The 16,028-nt window shown below is 66.9% G+C and carries 18 protein-coding genes; 7 read left to right on the forward strand and 11 right to left on the reverse strand.

Annotated features, from left to right (window positions below; all coding sequences use genetic code 11):
• Window positions 1-80 precede the first annotated feature (80 nt).
• From ACWIQA_RS08850 to ACWIQA_RS08860, 3 genes are read left to right on the forward strand one after another with little or no spacing between them, the layout of a single operon-like run.
• Window positions 81-683 (forward strand): LemA family protein, encoded by a 603-nt coding sequence (locus tag ACWIQA_RS08850; protein ID WP_448582707.1) that lies wholly within the window; start codon window positions 81-83, stop codon window positions 681-683.
• Between the two features lie 16 nt (window positions 684-699).
• Window positions 700-1,464: a TPM domain-containing protein gene (locus tag ACWIQA_RS08855; protein ID WP_448582708.1), complete on the forward strand. Its 765-nt coding sequence runs from the start codon at window positions 700-702 to the stop codon at window positions 1,462-1,464.
• Window positions 1,465-1,479: 15 nt separating this feature from the next.
• A complete protein-coding gene (locus ACWIQA_RS08860; RefSeq protein ID WP_448582709.1) occupies window positions 1,480-2,160 on the forward strand; it encodes a TPM domain-containing protein in 681 nt (226 codons plus the stop codon).
• Here ACWIQA_RS08860 and ACWIQA_RS08865 read toward each other — a convergent pair.
• From ACWIQA_RS08865 to ACWIQA_RS08875, 3 genes are read right to left on the reverse strand one after another with little or no spacing between them, the layout of a single operon-like run.
• Complete coding sequence (locus tag ACWIQA_RS08865) at window positions 2,157-2,786, reverse strand: MarC family protein (RefSeq protein ID WP_448582710.1); 630 nt, start codon at window positions 2,784-2,786, stop codon at window positions 2,157-2,159. The genes ACWIQA_RS08860 and ACWIQA_RS08865 overlap by 4 nt on opposite strands.
• Window positions 2,783-3,631: a bifunctional methylenetetrahydrofolate dehydrogenase/methenyltetrahydrofolate cyclohydrolase FolD gene (gene folD / locus ACWIQA_RS08870; RefSeq protein ID WP_448582711.1), complete on the reverse strand. Its 849-nt coding sequence runs from the start codon at window positions 3,629-3,631 to the stop codon at window positions 2,783-2,785. The genes ACWIQA_RS08865 and folD overlap by 4 nt, the downstream gene beginning before the upstream one ends.
• A gap of 14 nt (window positions 3,632-3,645) precedes the next feature.
• Window positions 3,646-3,948 (reverse strand): YggT family protein, encoded by a 303-nt coding sequence (locus ACWIQA_RS08875; RefSeq protein WP_448582712.1) that lies wholly within the window; start codon window positions 3,946-3,948, stop codon window positions 3,646-3,648.
• An 81-nt stretch (window positions 3,949-4,029) separates the two neighbouring features.
• Between ACWIQA_RS08875 and recF the strand changes: the two genes are divergently transcribed.
• Both recF and gyrB read left to right on the forward strand, forming a co-directional pair.
• Entirely contained in the window at window positions 4,030-5,115 is a 1,086-nt protein-coding gene (gene recF, locus ACWIQA_RS08880) for a DNA replication/repair protein RecF (RefSeq protein WP_448582713.1), read from the forward strand.
• Window positions 5,116-5,273: 158 nt separating this feature from the next.
• Window positions 5,274-7,682, forward strand: a complete 2,409-nt coding sequence (gene gyrB, locus ACWIQA_RS08885; protein WP_448582714.1) for a DNA topoisomerase (ATP-hydrolyzing) subunit B — start codon at window positions 5,274-5,276, stop codon at window positions 7,680-7,682.
• Window positions 7,683-7,815: 133 nt separating this feature from the next.
• On the opposite strand, the gene ACWIQA_RS08890 is transcribed toward gyrB, so the two are convergent.
• The 8 genes from ACWIQA_RS08890 to ACWIQA_RS08925 are packed head-to-tail and all read right to left on the reverse strand — an operon-like array spanning window position 7,816 to window position 14,554.
• On the reverse strand, window positions 7,816-9,093 hold the full coding sequence (locus ACWIQA_RS08890) for a bifunctional folylpolyglutamate synthase/dihydrofolate synthase (RefSeq protein WP_448582715.1): 1,278 nt from the start codon (window positions 9,091-9,093) through the stop codon (window positions 7,816-7,818).
• Window positions 9,094-9,098: 5 nt separating this feature from the next.
• Complete coding sequence (gene accD, locus ACWIQA_RS08895; RefSeq protein WP_448582716.1) at window positions 9,099-9,950, reverse strand: acetyl-CoA carboxylase, carboxyltransferase subunit beta; 852 nt, start codon at window positions 9,948-9,950, stop codon at window positions 9,099-9,101.
• Window positions 9,947-10,771, reverse strand: coding sequence for a tryptophan synthase subunit alpha (trpA, locus tag ACWIQA_RS08900; protein ID WP_448582717.1), 825 nt, complete (start codon window positions 10,769-10,771; stop codon window positions 9,947-9,949). The genes accD and trpA overlap by 4 nt, the downstream gene beginning before the upstream one ends.
• The gene (gene trpB, locus ACWIQA_RS08905; RefSeq protein WP_448582718.1) at window positions 10,768-11,985 is read right to left on the reverse strand and encodes a tryptophan synthase subunit beta; all 1,218 of its coding nucleotides are present in this window, start codon (window positions 11,983-11,985) and stop codon (window positions 10,768-10,770) included. The genes trpA and trpB overlap by 4 nt, the downstream gene beginning before the upstream one ends.
• Window positions 11,978-12,598, reverse strand: coding sequence for a phosphoribosylanthranilate isomerase (locus ACWIQA_RS08910; protein ID WP_448582719.1), 621 nt, complete (start codon window positions 12,596-12,598; stop codon window positions 11,978-11,980). The genes trpB and ACWIQA_RS08910 overlap by 8 nt, the downstream gene beginning before the upstream one ends.
• Complete coding sequence (gene pyrF, locus ACWIQA_RS08915; RefSeq protein WP_448582720.1) at window positions 12,595-13,290, reverse strand: orotidine-5'-phosphate decarboxylase; 696 nt, start codon at window positions 13,288-13,290, stop codon at window positions 12,595-12,597. The genes ACWIQA_RS08910 and pyrF overlap by 4 nt, the downstream gene beginning before the upstream one ends.
• Window positions 13,287-13,781, reverse strand: a complete 495-nt coding sequence (locus ACWIQA_RS08920) for a hypothetical protein (RefSeq protein WP_448582721.1) — start codon at window positions 13,779-13,781, stop codon at window positions 13,287-13,289. Before ACWIQA_RS08920 ends, pyrF begins: the two co-directional genes overlap by 4 nt.
• Window positions 13,778-14,554 carry a competence/damage-inducible protein A gene (locus ACWIQA_RS08925; protein WP_448582722.1) on the reverse strand — a complete coding sequence of 259 codons (777 nt, stop codon included), beginning with the start codon at window positions 14,552-14,554 and terminating at the stop codon, window positions 13,778-13,780. The genes ACWIQA_RS08920 and ACWIQA_RS08925 overlap by 4 nt, the downstream gene beginning before the upstream one ends.
• A 39-nt stretch (window positions 14,555-14,593) precedes the next feature.
• Between ACWIQA_RS08925 and map the strand changes: the two genes are divergently transcribed.
• The gene (map, locus tag ACWIQA_RS08930; RefSeq protein ID WP_448582723.1) at window positions 14,594-15,400 is read left to right on the forward strand and encodes a type I methionyl aminopeptidase; all 807 of its coding nucleotides are present in this window, start codon (window positions 14,594-14,596) and stop codon (window positions 15,398-15,400) included.
• Between the two features lie 37 nt (window positions 15,401-15,437).
• Window positions 15,438-16,028, forward strand: a 591-nt coding sequence (locus ACWIQA_RS08935; protein WP_448582724.1) for a JAB domain-containing protein, incomplete at its 3' end; no start/stop codon positions are given.

The following is a 16,028-nucleotide window of genomic DNA, read 5'->3' on the forward strand; positions in this document are numbered from 1 at the left end:
TCTCTTGGCTAGAGACGAATTCCGCGATGTGCTAGCGCGAAATCGCAGCCGGGGCCACCCGGTGATAACGGAGGACGTCGATGCCGACCTTGCGCACCATCTTGCATGTGCTTCTTCCCGCCAGCCTCCTTCTCACGCTGTCAGCGTGCGGCATCAATACCGTCCCGACCCGGGAAGAGGCCGTCAAGGCGGCCTGGGGCGAAGTGCAGAACCAGTATCAGCGCCGGGCGGATCTCATCCCCAACCTCGTTGCAACTGTCGAGGGTTTCGCCAAGCAGGAGAAGGATGTCCTGGTGGAAGTGACGAATGCCCGGGCGCGGGCAACGCAAGTCAATGTCTCGCCTGATCAGCTTGGGGATCCGGCCGCGCTCCAGCAGTTCGCTGACGCCCAGGGCGCGCTCTCCCAGTCGCTTGGCCGGCTCCTCCTCGTCGTCGAACGCTATCCTGAGCTCAAGTCGAACCAGAATTTCCTCGCCCTCCAGTCCCAGCTCGAAGGCACTGAGAACCGCATCGCTGTCGCCAGGCGAGACTATAACCAGGCGGTCCAGGCCTATAACACCACTATCCGCACCTTCCCGTCGATCGTGGCCGCCAAGGTCATCTATGGTGCCGAGCCCAAGGCCCCGTTCGAGGCGACGGCCCCGAACGCCGAGCGCGCGCCGCAAGTGAAGTTCGGCAGCTGAGCGCGGCCAGGGCCGCGTGCGCCTGCTTCTCGCCCTCCTCCTGCTGCTGGCCGGCCCGGCGTTCGGCCAGAGCTTTCCCGCGCTCACCGGGAGGGTGGTCGATGCCGCCAAGCTGCTTCCCCCCGAGGCGGAAGCGCGCTTGACGGCCAAGCTTGCCGCACTCGAGACGGCCACTGGCGGCACCCAGCTCGTGGTCGCGACTATTCCCGACCTCGAAGGCTTGGAGATCTCAGACTATGGCTATCGGCTGGGTCGCCACTGGGGCATCGGCCAGAAGGGTGCCAACAATGGTGTCATCCTCCTCGTCGCCCCCAACGAGCGCAGGGTGCGCGTGGAAGTGGGCTACGGGCTCGAACCCATACTGACCGACGCGCTCTCCGCCCTCATCATCCAGGAGCGGATCCTCCCGGCCTTGCGCGCCGGGAACTTTGCCGGCGGTATCGAGGCCGGTGCCGACGCCCTCATCGAACAGCTGCAACTGCCGCCCGAGGAAGCCGAGCGCCGTGCGGCTGCCGCGCGCGCAGCGCGTGCCAGCGAGGATGGCGAGATCAGCTTTAGCACCATTCTCTTTTTCGTGATCCTGCTCTTTGCCATCTGGCTCGTCATCCGCAGCAGCGGCGGCGGCAGTGGCGGCGGCCGGCGCCGGGGTCCGGCTGGTCCCATCATCATCTGGGGCCCGGGGATGGGTGGCTTCGGCGGCGGTTTCTCTGGCGGCTTTGGTGGCGGCTTCTCTGGCGGTGGCGGCAGCTTCGGGGGCGGCGGCGCGAGCGGCGGCTGGTAGGCGCGGAGGGTGGCGATGCAGGTGCCTGACACCGATCATGAACGCGTGGCTGCTGCGATCGCCGCGGCGGAGGCGACCACGTCGGGCGAAATCGTCTGTGTCCTCGACACGGACCGCCATATCTACCTCGAATGGGTGCTCGCCCTTGCGGCAGCACTCGCCTTCACTGTGCCCCTCCTCTTGACGCTTGCGGGCTTCGGCCCCACGGCCTGGCGCGATACGCTCTTCCCCGCCTGGCAGGCGGCAGGACAACCGCTTCCCGACATCGCCACCGTCGAACTCCATGCCGCAGCCCAGGTCCTCGTCTTCCTTGCTGCTTTCCTGCTGCTGCGGGTCACGCCGATTGCCCAGCGCTATGCCCCTGCAGCCTTGCGCCGCGCCCGAGTCCATGAACTGGCCTTGAAGCAGTTCCTTGCCCGCGGCATCCACCTGACTGCCGAGCGCACTGGTGTGCTCATCTTCGCAAGCCTCCATGACCAGATGGCCGAAATCGTCGCCGACGAAGGCATCTACGCCAAGGTCTCACCCGATGTCTGGGGCGAAGCCGATGCTGCCCTGCTGGCGGAGGCGCGGCGCGGCAACCTTGCTCAAGGGTTCGTCCGCGCCGTCGGCATTGTCGGCGCCATCCTCGCTGAACATTTCCCGCCTGCCCCGCGCAACCGCGACGAGCTCCCCAATCGCTTGATCGAGCTCTAGAGGTCGAAGGCGCCCTTGAGCCCGTCTACGACAATCTGGGCCGCAAGCGCCGCCAGCACCACGCCAAGGAGCCTTGTGATCATCGCCTCGACCTTGGCTCCCAGCAGGGCCATGAGCGGCCGCGCTGCAAGAAGTGCAGCAAGGGTGAGCATGAGGACGAGCGCAAGCGCCAGATAGACGGCCGCCTGCTCTGCCGGCGTGTCAGCGCGGGCGACAAGCAGCATGATGGTTGCAATCGAGCCGGGTCCTGCGATCATCGGGATGGCCATCGGAAACACGGACACATCCTCGACTTCGCGCGCTGCCAAGTCCCGGGCGCGGGCCTCGCGGCGTTCGGTGCGCTTCTCGAAGATCATGTCGGTTGCAAACAGAAAGAGAAGGATTCCGCCTGCGATCGAAAACGCGGGAAGGCCGATCCCGAGTGCGCCCAAGAAGGGCTGGCCGAGGAGTGCGAAGAAGAGGAGGATTCCAGCGGCAATCAGCACTGCCCGGATGGCCATGGACTGCCGCTGCGCCGGGCTTGCCTGGCCGGTCAAGCTCGCAAAGATGGGTGCACAGCCAGGGGGGTCGACGATGACGAGCAAGGTCACCAGCGCCGAGACAAAGACGTCAAGCGGAAGGCTCATGCCGCAGCCCGGAGCGTGTTCAAAAGCAGGCAAGCAATCGTCATTGGCCCCACCCCACCTGGGACGGGCGTAATTGCACCTGCAACCTCCGCTGCCTCCGCGAAGGCGACATCGCCGACAAGGCGCGCCTTGCCGTTGGCACCGGTTACCCGGTTGATCCCGACATCAATGACGGTCGCACCCGGTTTCAGCCAGCCACCCCGCACCATCTCCGCCTGACCGACGGCCGCGACGACGATGTCAGCGCGGCTGACGAGGGCAGGAAGATCACGGCTTTTGGAATGCGCAACCGTCACTGTCGCTGATTCGCTTACGAGGAGCGCGGCCATCGGCCGGCCGACGATGGTCGAGCGCCCGATGACGAGTGCTTCCAGCCCGGCAAGCTCGGCATGCACGGTCTTCAGCAACCGCAGGCAGCCGGCCGGCGTGCAGGGAACAAAGCCGGGAAGCCCCAAGGCAAGGCGCCCGGCATTGACGGGGTGGAAGCCGTCGACGTCCTTGCCTGGATGGATGGCCTCGATGACACGGGCGGCATTGCACTGTGGCGGCAGCGGCAGCTGCACGAGGATTCCATCGATTTCCGGGTCGGTGTTGAGCTCTTGGACGAGGTCGAGGAGTGCGGCCTCGGCGACATCTGCAGGCAAGCGATGCGTGCGTGAGCGGATGCCGGCCTCTTGGCACGCCTGCACCTTGTTCCGCACATAGACTTGGGAAGCCGGGTCTTCGCCGACCAGCACGACGGCGAGCGCTGGCGGCCGGCAGCCTGCTGCCACCCGCTTGGCCACGGCACCCGCGACTTCAGCGCGGAGCTCGGCAGCAACCGCCTTGCCGTCGATCAGTCGCATCGCCACCCCGGCTGTCAGTTGGCGAGAAGATCCAGCCGCAGCCCCTGGAGCAGCTGCTGCGCAAGCACGATCGCCAGAATGACGACGAGTGGGGAGACATCGATCCCGCCCAGATCCGGCAGGCGGCGACGGATCGGCTGCAAAATGGGGGCGAGGACGCGGTCGAGCCCATCGTAGACGGCAGCGACGAAGCGGTTGCGCATGTTCACGACGTTGAAGGCAATGAGCCAGCTCAAGACCGCTTGGATGATGATCACCCAGATGAGGAGCTGGAGCACATAGACGAGGAAGTTGATAAGGCCGGCGAGCGTGTTCATGGGGGGTGGCAGTCCATCCAGCGCTTTCGGGACGGGTCGGCTGTAGCTGCTTGCAACAGGCGCGGCTAGAGCCGACAGGACATGGCTCACCCGGCGCTTCTCTCGCTTGCCCTTGCCGACTTCCGCAACCACGCTGCAACCCGCATGGACACCGGGGGGGCTGCTGTCATCCTGCTTGCCGGACCAAATGGCGCAGGGAAGACCGCACTCCTTGAAGCTGTGTCGCTGTTCGCAGTCGGCCGCGGCCTGCGCGGTGCAACCCTTGCCGACATGGCTCGCAGCAGCGGCAGCGGCGGCTTCCGGATCCGCACGACCCTCGCACCTGAGCCTGCCCTCCCCCCGATCAGCCTGGAGACTTTCACGCTCCCCGAGGCCCCCGAGAGGCGCTTGCTGCGAGCCGAAGGCGCAGCTGCACCGCTCGCCCGCCTGTCCGAGTGGCTGTCGATCCTCTGGCTCACCCCTCTGATGGACCGGCTGTTCTTGGAAGGGGCGGCGGCACGCCGGCGCTTTCTCGACCGCCTTGCGCATGCCCTCCACCCCGGCCATGCCGGCCATGCAACGCGCTACGAGGCGGCACTTCGCCAGCGCAACCGCCTGCTCGCCGCCCCCGAGCCACCAGACCCGGCCTGGCTCCAGGCGCTCGAAGCCCAGATGGGCGCCCATGGCAGAGCGCTTGCGGCCGCGCGCGCCGACACTGTCTCTCGCCTTGCCGCCCGCCTTGCCGCTGAGGCTGGCGCCGACTTCCCGCGCGCCTTGCTCACTCCCCCGCCCCGCCACGATGACCTCGCACTTGCCCTTGCCGCTTCCCGCGCCGCCGACCGCGCTGCTGGCCGCACGCGCACAGGGCCCCATCTTGATGATCTCGAAGTCCGGCTGGCGGCAACGGGCCTGCCGGCTGCGCACGCCTCGACGGGGGAGCAGAAGGCGCTTCTCCTTGGCATCCTGCTCGCCCAGGCCGGCCTCGTTGCCGACACGCGGGGAATGCCGCCCCTCCTCCTTCTCGATGAGGCGATTGCCCATCTCGACCCGGACCGGCGCGAGGCCCTTTTTTCGCGCATCGCCCGCCTCGGCGGCCAGGCCTGGCTTTCTGGCACCGACATGGCGCCGTTCGCGGGCCTTGAGGCTGCCCGCTTCGAAGTGCGGAACGGCCAGGTCCGACCGGCCTGATCCCGCGTTCTGGTGACGAGAACCGGTCAACGGGACGCAGCAAGCGCGACAGCGCGCCGGCCGACGGGCCGAACGCGCAGCGACAATCATCGTCCCTGCACTGCGGCAAAGGACGCTTTTCCGTGGCGCATCGCGCGGCATTTCCCTAGGGTTGGCACATGGCAACGGCACAGCGGCCCGCAGGCCGGGAAGAGAGCTACGGCGCAGAGCAGATCCAGGTCCTCAAAGGCCTCGAGGCGGTCCGCAAGCGGCCGGGCATGTACATCGGCGACACCGACGACGGTTCGGGCCTCCACCACATGGTGTTCGAAGTCTCGGACAATGCGATCGACGAGGCGCTCGCTGGCTATTGCGACCGGATCGAGATCCGCCTCAATCCGGATGGCTCGGTCACGGTTGCCGACAACGGCCGTGGCATCCCGACTGGCATCCATCCCGAGGAAGGAGTCTCGGCCGCGGAGCTGGTGATGACCCAGCTCCACGCCGGTGGCAAGTTCCAAAACGAAGAGGGCGGCAGTTACAAGGTCTCCGGCGGGCTCCACGGCGTGGGCGTTTCGGTTGTGAATGCGCTCTCCGACTGGCTCGTCTTGCGGATCTGGCGCGACGGCTTCGAGCATGTGCAGCGCTACCGCCATGGCGTGCCCGAAGAGCCGCTGAAGACGGTCGGGCCGCAGGGGGACCGGCGCGGCACCGAAGTGACCTTCCTGCCCTCCCTTGCGACCTTCCGCACCGGCATCGACTTTGACTATGAGCGGCTGGAGCATCGCTATCGCGAGCTCGCCTTCCTCAATTCCGGTGTGCGCTTGATCCTGACCGACGCACGCCACGCCGAACATCGTACGACCGAATTCTTCTACGAGGGCGGCCTTGTCGCCTTCGTCAAATGGCTCGACCGCACCAAGACTCCACTCATGCCCGAGCCGATTGCCATCAGCGGCCAGCGCGACGGCATCGGGATCGACGTCGCGCTGCAGTGGAACGACAGTTATTACGAGCAGGTGCTCGCCTTTACCAACAACATTCCCCAGCGCGACGGCGGCACGCACATGGCAGCTTTCCGCGCAGCGCTGACGCGAACGCTCAACGCCTATGCCGAGAAGTCGGGGCTTCTGAAGAAAGAGAAGGTCTCCCTGACCGGAGACGACATGCGCGAGGGCCTGACGGCCGTTGTCTCTGTCAAGCTCCCCGACCCCAAGTTCAGCTCGCAGACCAAGGACAAGCTGGTCTCCTCGGAAGTGCGCCAGCCCCTGGAGTCGCTCATGGCCGATCGCCTGGCCGACTGGCTGGAGGAGAATCCGCCGCAAGCGCGGGCTATCGTTGCCAAGATCATCGAGGCCGCGATTGCCCGCGAGGCCGCGCGCAAGGCCCGCGAGGCCAGCCGCAAGTCGGCACTCAGCGTCGCCTCGCTTCCCGGCAAGCTCGCCGACTGTCAGGAGAAGGACCCAGCGAAGTCTGAGCTCTTCATTGTCGAGGGCGATTCCGCCGGCGGTTCTGCCAAGCAGGGCCGCAACCGCCAATTCCAGGCCATCCTCCCGCTGCGTGGCAAGATCCTGAACGTCGAGCGCGCCCGGTTCGACCGGATGCTATCGTCCAAGGAAATCGGCACCCTCATCCAGGCGCTCGGCACCGGCATCGGCCGCGATGAGTTCAGCCTCGAGAAGCTCAGGTACCACAAGATCGTCATCATGACCGACGCCGACGTCGACGGCGCCCATATCCGCACCCTTCTTTTGACCTTCTTCTACCGGCAGATGCCCGAGCTCATCCGCGCCGGCCATCTCTTCATCGCCCAGCCGCCGCTGTTCAAAGTGACTCGCGGCCGCTCGGAAGCCTATTTGAAGGACGAGGCCGCGCTCGACCAATACTTGGCCGACGCCGGGATCGAGGGGCTCGCACTCACCCTCCATACGGGCGAGACCATCTCTGGTGCGGACCTTGCTCTTCTCATCGACCATGCAAGGCGCATGCGCCGGCTCATGCGCTATGTGCCTCGCCGCTACCCAGCTGCGCTCATTGAAGCGCTCGCGCTCGCTGGCGCCTTTGCCCCCGGCACGGCGGCCGCGCCGCAGCACCTTGCCAATTGGCTCAACCGCGGCAGCTCGGGCTGGACCGTCGCTCCGGCAGCGGAAGGCGGTTTCCTCGTCTCCCGCCTCGACCGCGGCGTGACCGACGCCCATGTCATTGACCGCGCCTTCCTCCAGAGCGCGGAAGCGCTGAAGCTTGATACCCTTGCTGCGGAGCAGAGCGCAGTCTGGGCCGGGCCAGCGCTGCTCGCCACCAGCCCGTCCCCAACCCCTGTCCGGCGCCCGACCGAGCTTCTCGATGCCGTCCTCGAGGCTGGCCGCAAGGGCCTGACGGTGCAGCGCTACAAGGGGCTTGGCGAAATGAACGCCGAGCAGCTTTGGGAAACCACGCTCGACCCTGCGGCGCGGACTCTGCTTCGGGTCGAAATCGGGGATGCCGCCCAGGCGGATGAGACCTTCAGCCAGCTCATGGGCGATGTGGTCGAGCCCCGCCGGGAATTCATCCAGGCCAACGCGCTGTCGGTTGCCAATCTCGACATCTAGCCTGCGGGCCTGCTCTGCCTGGTCGCGCGCCGCAGACGCAAGCTCGGGAGGCGAAGGACGCTGATGGCAGCAGATGCTGACAGGCGCCTGCGCCCTTTCCTGCTACTGCCCTGTGGCAGAGCTGCAGGCGCGATCACGAGGGAAGCGGGCCGTTCAGGCGCAGAAATTCGCCAGCAAGATGGAGCGAGCCACAGATGAGCACCGTGCCAGGCTGGTCGACCATGGCAAGGGCTTGCGCAAGGTCGGGCGCCGTCTCGCTGGCCAGCAGCTCGGGGGCGACATGGGCATGGCCTGTCACTGGCACGCCGATCCGCCGCGCGCCCTCCGGCAGGGCCTTCACGAAGGCGGCATGATCCTTGGTTCTGAGCATGCCGAGGATCACGGTGACTGGCCCTTCGGCACGCTCGAGAAACCGTGCGAGAGCCCGCCCGGCTGAGGGATTGTGGCCGCCGTCCACGAACAGGCTGGTGCCTTCGGGAAGGCGGGCGAAGAGCGGACCTTCGGCAATCCGCTGCAGCCTGGCTGGCCACTGCGCCCATTGCATGGCGCCGGCAAGGGCAACCGTGGGGACGGCAAGCTCTTTCTGGGCGAGCAGCATGGCAACGGCGAGGGCGGCATTGTCAGCCTGGTGCGTGCCAAAAAGCCTGGGCGCTGGCAGGACGATGGGCGCGTGCTCGCCCATGGTGACAGCAAGCCGCCCACCGGCAAGCCTCGCCTCCCACGCCTCGCCGCGCGCCATCAGCCGGCCGCCGTTGAGTGCTGCCACTTCTGCAACGCGTGCGGCAACTGCCGGCGGGTAGCGCTGGGTAACAAGCGGCACGCCAGGCTTGGCGATACCGGCCTTCTCGGCGGCGATATGGCGGATGGTCGGCCCAAGGATCGCCACATGGTCCATCGAGAGCTCGGCAATCCCGGTGACCAGCGGGTCGGGCACCACATTGGTCGCATCAAGCCGCCCGCCGAGACCGACTTCGAGCACGGTTGCATCTGCCGGGGTTGCGGCGAACAGCAGGAAGGCAGCAGCCGTCAGGCTCTCGAAGAAGGAGAGCGGCTGGCCAGCGTTCACGCGCAGCACATCACCAAGTGCGGCAGCAAACTCGGCATCGGAAACCAAGGTCCCAGCAAGCCGGATCCGCTCGTTCACGCGCACGAGATGCGGCGAAGTGTAGACATGGACTCGCAAGCCCGCCGCCTCAAGCGCCGCGCGCAGGAAGGCGCATGTTGAACCCTTGCCATTGGTGCCAGCGACGTGAAAGACCGGCGGCAGCTTCCGGTGCGGGGATCCCATGCGGGCAAGCAGGCGGTTGATCCGGTCGAGCGAGAGATCGACCCCGCGGATGCGCTGGCTGCCGGCTGCCTTCAGCAGCCGGTCGAGCACCGGGTCGTCGGACGAGGCGAAGTCGGTCGCCATTTCGGTCAGGCAGGCGCACGGGTCAGGTGCCGGAGCAGCCGGCCGAGCGTTTCGGCAAGCTCGTGCCGGCGCACCACCATGTCGACCATGCCATGCTCGAGCAGATATTCGGCACGCTGGAACCCTTCTGGCAGCTTCTCCCGGATGGTCGATTCGATGACCCGCGCCCCGGCAAAGCCGATGAGCGCGCCTGGCTCGGCAATGTGGACATCGCCGAGCATGGCATAGCTCGCCGTCACTCCGCCCGTGGTCGGATCAGTCAGCACCACCACATAGGGAATGCCAGCTTCGCGCATCCGCGCAACCATCACCGTCGTGCGCGGCATCTGCATGAGCGAGAGAATGCCTTCCTGCATACGGGCACCCCCAGCCGCTGTTACAATCACCAACGGCCGCCGCTCGGCAAGCGCGACATCTGCGCCTTTCACGAAAGCCGCACCCACGCCGATCCCCATCGAGCCGCCCATGAAGGCGAAATCCTGCACTCCAACGATGCTCGGCACCCGCCCGATTGTGCCTTTCGCCAGCACCAGCGCATCTGCCTCCCCCGTTGTCGTCCGCGCTGCCTTGAGCCGGTCAGGATAGCGCTTCTGGTCGCGGAACTTGAGCGGATCATCCGCTGGCATCTCCACCTGAATGCGCTCATACTGGCCGCCATCGAACAGGAGCGCAAAGCGCGCCGCCGGCCCGATCCGCTCATGGTGGCCGCAATCGGGGCAGACCGAGAGATTGGCCTCGAACTCCCGTGTGTAGAGCATCGCGCCACAGTTGCGGCACTTGGTCCACAAATTGTCGGGCGTGTCGCGCTTGGCGAGGATCTGCTTAATCCGCGCCCGCCCGCGCGTGAGCCAGCTCATGCAGCAAGCCGCCGGGGGGCGCTTCGCACCGCTGCCGCAAGCGTTGCGACAAAGGCTTCGACTTCGCCGGGAATATTGTTCGACTGCCGCTCTGCACTCGCACCGATGAGATCGACGATTGCGGATCCCACCACCACGGCATCAGCATGGGCTGCCACCATGGCCGCCTGCGCTGGACTCCGGACTCCGAACCCGACAGCAACCGGAAGCCGGGTTGCGGCCTTCAGGCGCTCCACTGCTGCTGCAATCTCGGCTTCGGCTGCGCTGTTCGCCCCCGTAATCCCGGCGACTGCCACATGGTAGAGAAAGCCGGAAGCGCCATCGAGCACCACTGGCAGCCGCTCGGCATCGGTCGTCGGCGCCGCAAGCCGGATGAGGTGGAGCCCGTGCGCCTCGAGCGCTGGGGCCACTTCGCCCGCCTCCTCCGGTGGCAGGTCGACCAGGATGACACCATCGATCCCGCTTGCTGCTGCGTCAGCTGCGAAGCGCGCAACGCCATAGGCAAGCACTGGGTTCACATAGCCCATGAGGATGACCGGTGTTTCGGCATGGCGGCGGCGGAAGTCCGCTGCGATTGGCAAGAGCTTTGCCAAAGTCACGCCAGCGCGGAGCGCGCGAAGATTGCCGGCCTGGATCGACGGCCCATCGGCCATCGGGTCGGAGAAGGGCATGCCAAGCTCGACGATGTCCGCCCCGCCGGCAACCAGCGCATCGAGAATGGCAGGAGCAAGCTCAAGCGTCGGATCGCCGCCGCACACGAACGTGACAAGCGCTGCCCGCGGCGAAACGCGGGCGAAGGTCCTCCCCAGCCGATCGCTCACAGCGAGACGCCCAGCGCCTCGGCCGCGGTGAAGATGTCCTTGTCGCCCCGGCCGCAGAGATTCATGAGGAGGATCTGGTCGGCCGCCATCCCCGGCGCCACCCGCGCCACATAGGCGAGCGCATGGGCCGGCTCGAGCGCGGGGATGATCCCCTCCACCCGCGCCAGCAGTGCAAACGCCTCCAGCGCTTCGGCATCGGTGACGCTCTCATAGCGCACGCGCCCGATTGCATGCAGCCAGGCATGCTCAGGCCCGATGCCAGGATAGTCGAGGCCGGCCGAAATTGAGTGGGCATCGCGGATCTGCCCATCCTCATCCTGCAGGAGATAGGTCTTGTTGCCATGAAGCACACCTGGCCGCCCGCCAGCGATCGAGGCCGCATGCACACCGCTTGCAAGGCCAAGGCCGGCGGCCTCCACTCCGACGAGTGCAACGGGGTCATCGAGGAAGGGATGGAAGAGACCGATCGCATTCGAGCCCCCGCCGACGGCTGCCACGCACACGTCTGGCAGCCGGCCTTCGGCTTCGAGGATCTGCGCGCGCGCTTCCGTGCCGATGACAGACTGGAAGTCGCGCACCAGCTCCGGATAGGGGTGCGGGCCGGCTGCAGTCCCGATGATGTAGAAAGTGTCGGCAACGTTGGTGACCCAGTCCCTGAGCGCCTCGTTCATCGCATCCTTCAAGGTGCGCGACCCGCTGGTGACTGCCCGCACCTCTGCACCGAGCAGGCGCATCCGGAACAGGTTGGGCGCCTGGCGGGCCATGTCGCGCTCGCCCATGTAGATAACGCAGGGCAGGCCGAAGCGGGCGGCAACCGTCGCCGTTGCCACACCATGCTGGCCAGCGCCAGTCTCCGCGATAATCCGGGTCTTGCCCATCCGCTTGGCAAGCAGGATCTGGCCCAGGCAATTGTTGATCTTGTGCGCGCCCGTGTGGTTCAGTTCATCGCGCTTCAAGTAGATTTTGGCGCCACCGAGATGGGCGGTCAGCTTCTCGGCGAAATAGAGCGGGCTCGGCCGGCCGACATAGTGGGAAAGCAAATGGTCGAACTCGGCCTGGAACGCGGCATCCGCCTTCGCCTCGCGGTAGGCCGCCTCGAGCTCGAGGAGGAGCGGCATCAGCGTTTCCGCCACATAGCGGCCGCCGAAGGCGCCGAAATGGCCGCGCGCATCAGGCCCGGTGCGCAGCGAGGGACGGGGATCGCGATCAGCCACGACCGGCCTCTCTAAGGAAGGCGGCGATCTTCGCAAGGGACTTCACTCCGGGGGCCTCCTCGACACCGGAGGCGACATCGACAAACGCCGCCCCAGTCAGGCGAACGGCCTCCGCAACCGTTTCGACCCGAAGGCCGCCCGCCAGGATCCAGGGGCCTCGCGGCCGCGCTTCAGCGAGGATCCGCCAATCAAAGGCAAGCCCATGCCCGCCGGCCGCGCCTGCGTGTTCGGGCGCGCGGGCATCGAGCACAAGCGCATCGGCATGGCCGAAGTCCCGCACCAGGGCCTGGACGTCGGCGGCAGTTTGAACCCCCGCCGCCTTCCATACCGGAAGACCAAAGCGGGCTTTCAGATGGGAAAGCCGTGCCGGGCTCTCCCTCCCATGCAGCTGGATTGCCTGGATGCCGGCGGCAACTGCTGCTTCGATGAGTGCATCTTGCGCATCCTGGAACACCCCGACCGCCAGAGGCCGCGCCCGGGCAATGAGCGCCGCCGCCTCCCCCGGCGTGACATGGCGCGGGCTTGCCGAAACGAAGTTGAACCCGAGCGCATCGGCCCGAGCTGCGGCATCGACGGCCTCTGGCGTGCGCACGCCGCAGATCTTGACCTTCACGCCCAGGCGGCAAGCTCCGCTGCAATTGAGGCGGCGGCTTGGGCCGGGTCATCGGCAGCACTGATCGGCCGCCCAACCACCAGCACCGAGGCGCCGGCGGCCATGGCCTCACGCGGCGTCATCACCCGTTTCTGGTCGCCGGCGTCGGCGCCCGCCGGCCGCACGCCAGGCACCACCAGCAGCCCCTCGGGCCAGCGCGCGCGCAAGGAAGAGACTTCCCGTGCGGAGGTGACGACGCCATCAAGCCCGGCTGCACGCGCAAGATCCGCCAGCCGCACAGCTTGTGCAGCCGTGTCTTCCGTGACACCAGTGGCCCCGAGGTCGGCTGCGTCAAGGCTGGTCAGCACGGTCACTGCGACCAGTTGCGTTGCTGCTGGCGCTGCGTCGCGCGCTGCCGCCAGCATCGCAAGCCCACCGGCGGCATGGACCGTCAAGAGGGCAGGCTGCAGTGGCGCAACCGCCTTTACTGCGGCTGCAACCGTATTTGGGATGTCGTGGAACTTCAAATCAAGGAAGAGTGGCAGGCCGCATTCCGCCATCAGGGACCCTGTGCTTGAGAGGCCGTTGGCGCAGAACCATTCGAGCCCAAGCTTTACGCCGGCAATATGCGGCTGCGCTGCCCGGATGAGCGCGCGGGCGCGGCTTGCCTCGGTCGTATCGACCGCGAGGAAGACCGGAGGCAAGTTGCTCAAGTGCCTGGCGGTGGCGGCGCCTGCGGAATGGCCTGGGGCGGGACGGACGGCGCAGCCGGCGCAGGAGCCTTGGGCGCAAGGGTCTCGGGGGCAAGGGTCTCGGGGGCAGGGGTCTCGGGCGCGGGAGTCTCTGGCATGGCCGGCGGCCGCAGCAGCTCAACTCGCGCCCGCTCAAGCTCGCTCCGCAGGCTTCCCACCTCCTTCTCCAGCCTGCCGATCTGGCGGCGGAGCAGAAGCTTCTGGGTGCGAGTCCACAGCGACATTGGAATGTAGACGACCCCCAGCATCAAGAGGATGAGCACGGGAAGCCGCAGATAGACGGTCGTATTCGGCCACACGGTCACGCCGATCTTCTCGGCATCGGGCAGCACCTTGGTCATGGGCGAGAGGAACCCCGCCTCGCTCATGACGGAAAAGCGCCAGTTGGCGACCGCGAACAGGACGAGGCCGACTGCCAGCAAGAGGAGCAGGAACCAGCGCAGATTCGTCAAATCTCGCCCTCCACTGGCTCAAGACCATCCGCCCTCAGCGCTTCCACCAGCTGTGCGACTGCCTGCGCAAGCGCCTGCGGGTCAACCGAACGGAGCACGAAATTGGCCCCCGTCCGGCCCTCGCGCCAGAACGGGTAGGAGCCGATCTGCACGCTGTCAAAGCCCTTCTGCACGTCAGCGAGAATTCCGGCGACCCGGCTCTCGGCCGTCCATGCCCCAACGGCTGCGGAAAGCACCGGCCGCCCCCCGGCAAGCTTGCCGTCAAGCCCGCGCAACATGCCCTGCGTGATCTTGGGAACACCCGCCAGGATGAAGAGGCGATCAAGCCGGATCCCCGGCGCGCCAGTCTCGGGATTGGGGATGAGCTCGGCACCTTCTGGCACGCGGGCCATTCTGAGGCGCGTCTCGTTCAGCCGGTCCCCATAATAGGCCCGCAAGGCCGCCTCGGCCTCAGGATGCAAGACCACCGGCAGGCCAAGGGCTGCTGCGATGGCATCGACAGTGATGTCATCGTGGGTCGGGCCGATGCCACCGGTTGTGAACACATAGTCATGGGTGGCAAGGCAGGCCGTGACTGCTGCCCCGATCGCTGCCATCTCGTCGGGCACGACTCGGGCTTCCCGCAAGCGAATGCCCTGGATGTTGAGCCAGCGGGCGAGATAGGCGAGGTTGGCATCCTGCGTCCGGCCCGAAAGGATTTCGTCGCCGATGATGATGAGGGCGGCGGTCCACACCCGCTCCGCCTGGCCCTCTGCCTCCGCGCCCGCCGCCATGCCATTGCCCTATCAATGGCAAGCGCCTAAATCGAGGGGGTGACTGCGGCTGACCTCGACGAGCGCACCATCGTCATTCACGATGCCGAGGGTTTCGCTGGCATGCGCCGCGCCGGGCGTCTCGCCGCCGAAGTGCTCGACATGCTCGTCCCGCATGTCGTCCCCGGTGTGACCACCCTGGCGCTCGACCAGCTCGCCCATGACTTCATTCTGGAGCGCGGCGCTGTGCCCGCCACCATCTTCTACCGCGGCTACTCCCATTCGCTCTGCACTTCGGTGAACCACGTCATCTGCCATGGCATCCCGTCTGCCAAGGCGCTGCGCGACGGCGACATCGTCAACATCGATGTGACCGTCGTCCTCGACGGCTGGCACGGGGATACCAGCCGCATGTATTTCGTTGGCGAACCCTCGCTCAAGGCCCGCCGCCTTGTGGATATCACCTTTGAGTGCCTCTGGCGCGGCATCAAGGCGGCACGGCCTGGCGGCCACCTTGGCGACATTGGCGAAGCCATTCAGACTCATGCCGAAAAGCACCGCTGCTCGGTCGTGCGCGATTTCTGCGGCCACGGGCTTGGGCGGCGTTTCCATATGCCTCCCAATGTCGTCCACGCCGGCCGGGCGGGAACCGGGCCGGAGCTCGTGCCGGGCATGTTCTTCACCATCGAGCCCATGCTGAACTTGGGCCGGCCGGACTCGAAGATCCTGGAGGATGGGTGGACGGCAGTCACGAGAGACCGGTCGCTTTCCGCCCAGTTTGAACATTCGGTCGGAATCACGGAGGAGGGTGTGGAAGTCTTCACCCTCTCCCCAGCCGGCCTCGACCGGCCACCCTACCCAAGCTGACTCGATGCCTACCCGCCAGCGGCACGGAGCAAGCGACTTGCCGCTGGGCCTTGCCCCGGCGGGCCGGCCAACCCCAGCCGACGACCTTGGCGGCCACCGCGGCCGGATGCGGGAGCGGATGCTCAAGGGCGGGCCAGACGGCTTTCTCGACCATGAGATCCTCGAATATCTGCTTGCGCTTGCCATCCCCCGGCAGGACACCAAGGAGCGGGCGAAGGCGCTTCTCGCGCGCTTCGGCGGGCTTGCCGGGGTGCTCTCGGCCCGGCCGGAGGAGCTTGCGCAAGTGGAGGGAGTCGGCCTCTCGGCGGCAGTGGCGCTGCGCTTCGTTGGGACGGCTGCGCAACGGATGCACCGTGGGCGGGCCTTGCCTGATGCGCGCCGCACTGCCGTCCGCACCAAGGCCGCTTGGGACGAGGACCTGCGCGCGCCGGGCACACCGCTCTCCAGCATGGAGACGGTCCTCGCCTATCTTGCTGCGCGCCAGGGCGCCCTCATCCATGAGGAATTCCGGGTCCTCTACCTCAATGCCCGCAACCACCTGCTTGCCGACGAAGCGCAGGAGGGAACAGTCAACCACGCACCAGCCTACCCGCGCGAAATCGTCCGCCGCGCGCTCGAACTCGGCGCC

The sequence above is a fragment of the Thermaurantiacus sp. genome, from assembly GCF_053487655.1.

Coding starts and splice junctions, on each gene's coding strand:
- recF (WP_448582713.1), top strand. CDS start 4,030: ATGGCTCACCCGGCGCTTCTCTCGCTTGCCCTTGCCGACTTCCGCAAC.
- ACWIQA_RS08875 (WP_448582712.1), bottom strand. CDS start 3,948: ATGAACACGCTCGCCGGCCTTATCAACTTCCTCGTCTATGTGCTCCAG.
- folD (WP_448582711.1), bottom strand. CDS start 3,631: ATGCGACTGATCGACGGCAAGGCGGTTGCTGCCGAGCTCCGCGCTGAA.
- ACWIQA_RS08865 (WP_448582710.1), bottom strand. CDS start 2,786: ATGAGCCTTCCGCTTGACGTCTTTGTCTCGGCGCTGGTGACCTTGCTC.
- ACWIQA_RS08925 (WP_448582722.1), bottom strand. CDS start 14,554: ATGGCGGCGGGCGCGGAGGCAGAGGGCCAGGCGGAGCGGGTGTGGACC.
- accD (WP_448582716.1), bottom strand. CDS start 9,950: ATGAGCTGGCTCACGCGCGGGCGGGCGCGGATTAAGCAGATCCTCGCC.
- ACWIQA_RS08850 (WP_448582707.1), top strand. CDS start 81: ATGCCGACCTTGCGCACCATCTTGCATGTGCTTCTTCCCGCCAGCCTC.
- ACWIQA_RS08890 (WP_448582715.1), bottom strand. CDS start 9,093: ATGGCGACCGACTTCGCCTCGTCCGACGACCCGGTGCTCGACCGGCTG.
- ACWIQA_RS08860 (WP_448582709.1), top strand. CDS start 1,480: ATGCAGGTGCCTGACACCGATCATGAACGCGTGGCTGCTGCGATCGCC.
- gyrB (WP_448582714.1), top strand. CDS start 5,274: ATGGCAACGGCACAGCGGCCCGCAGGCCGGGAAGAGAGCTACGGCGCA.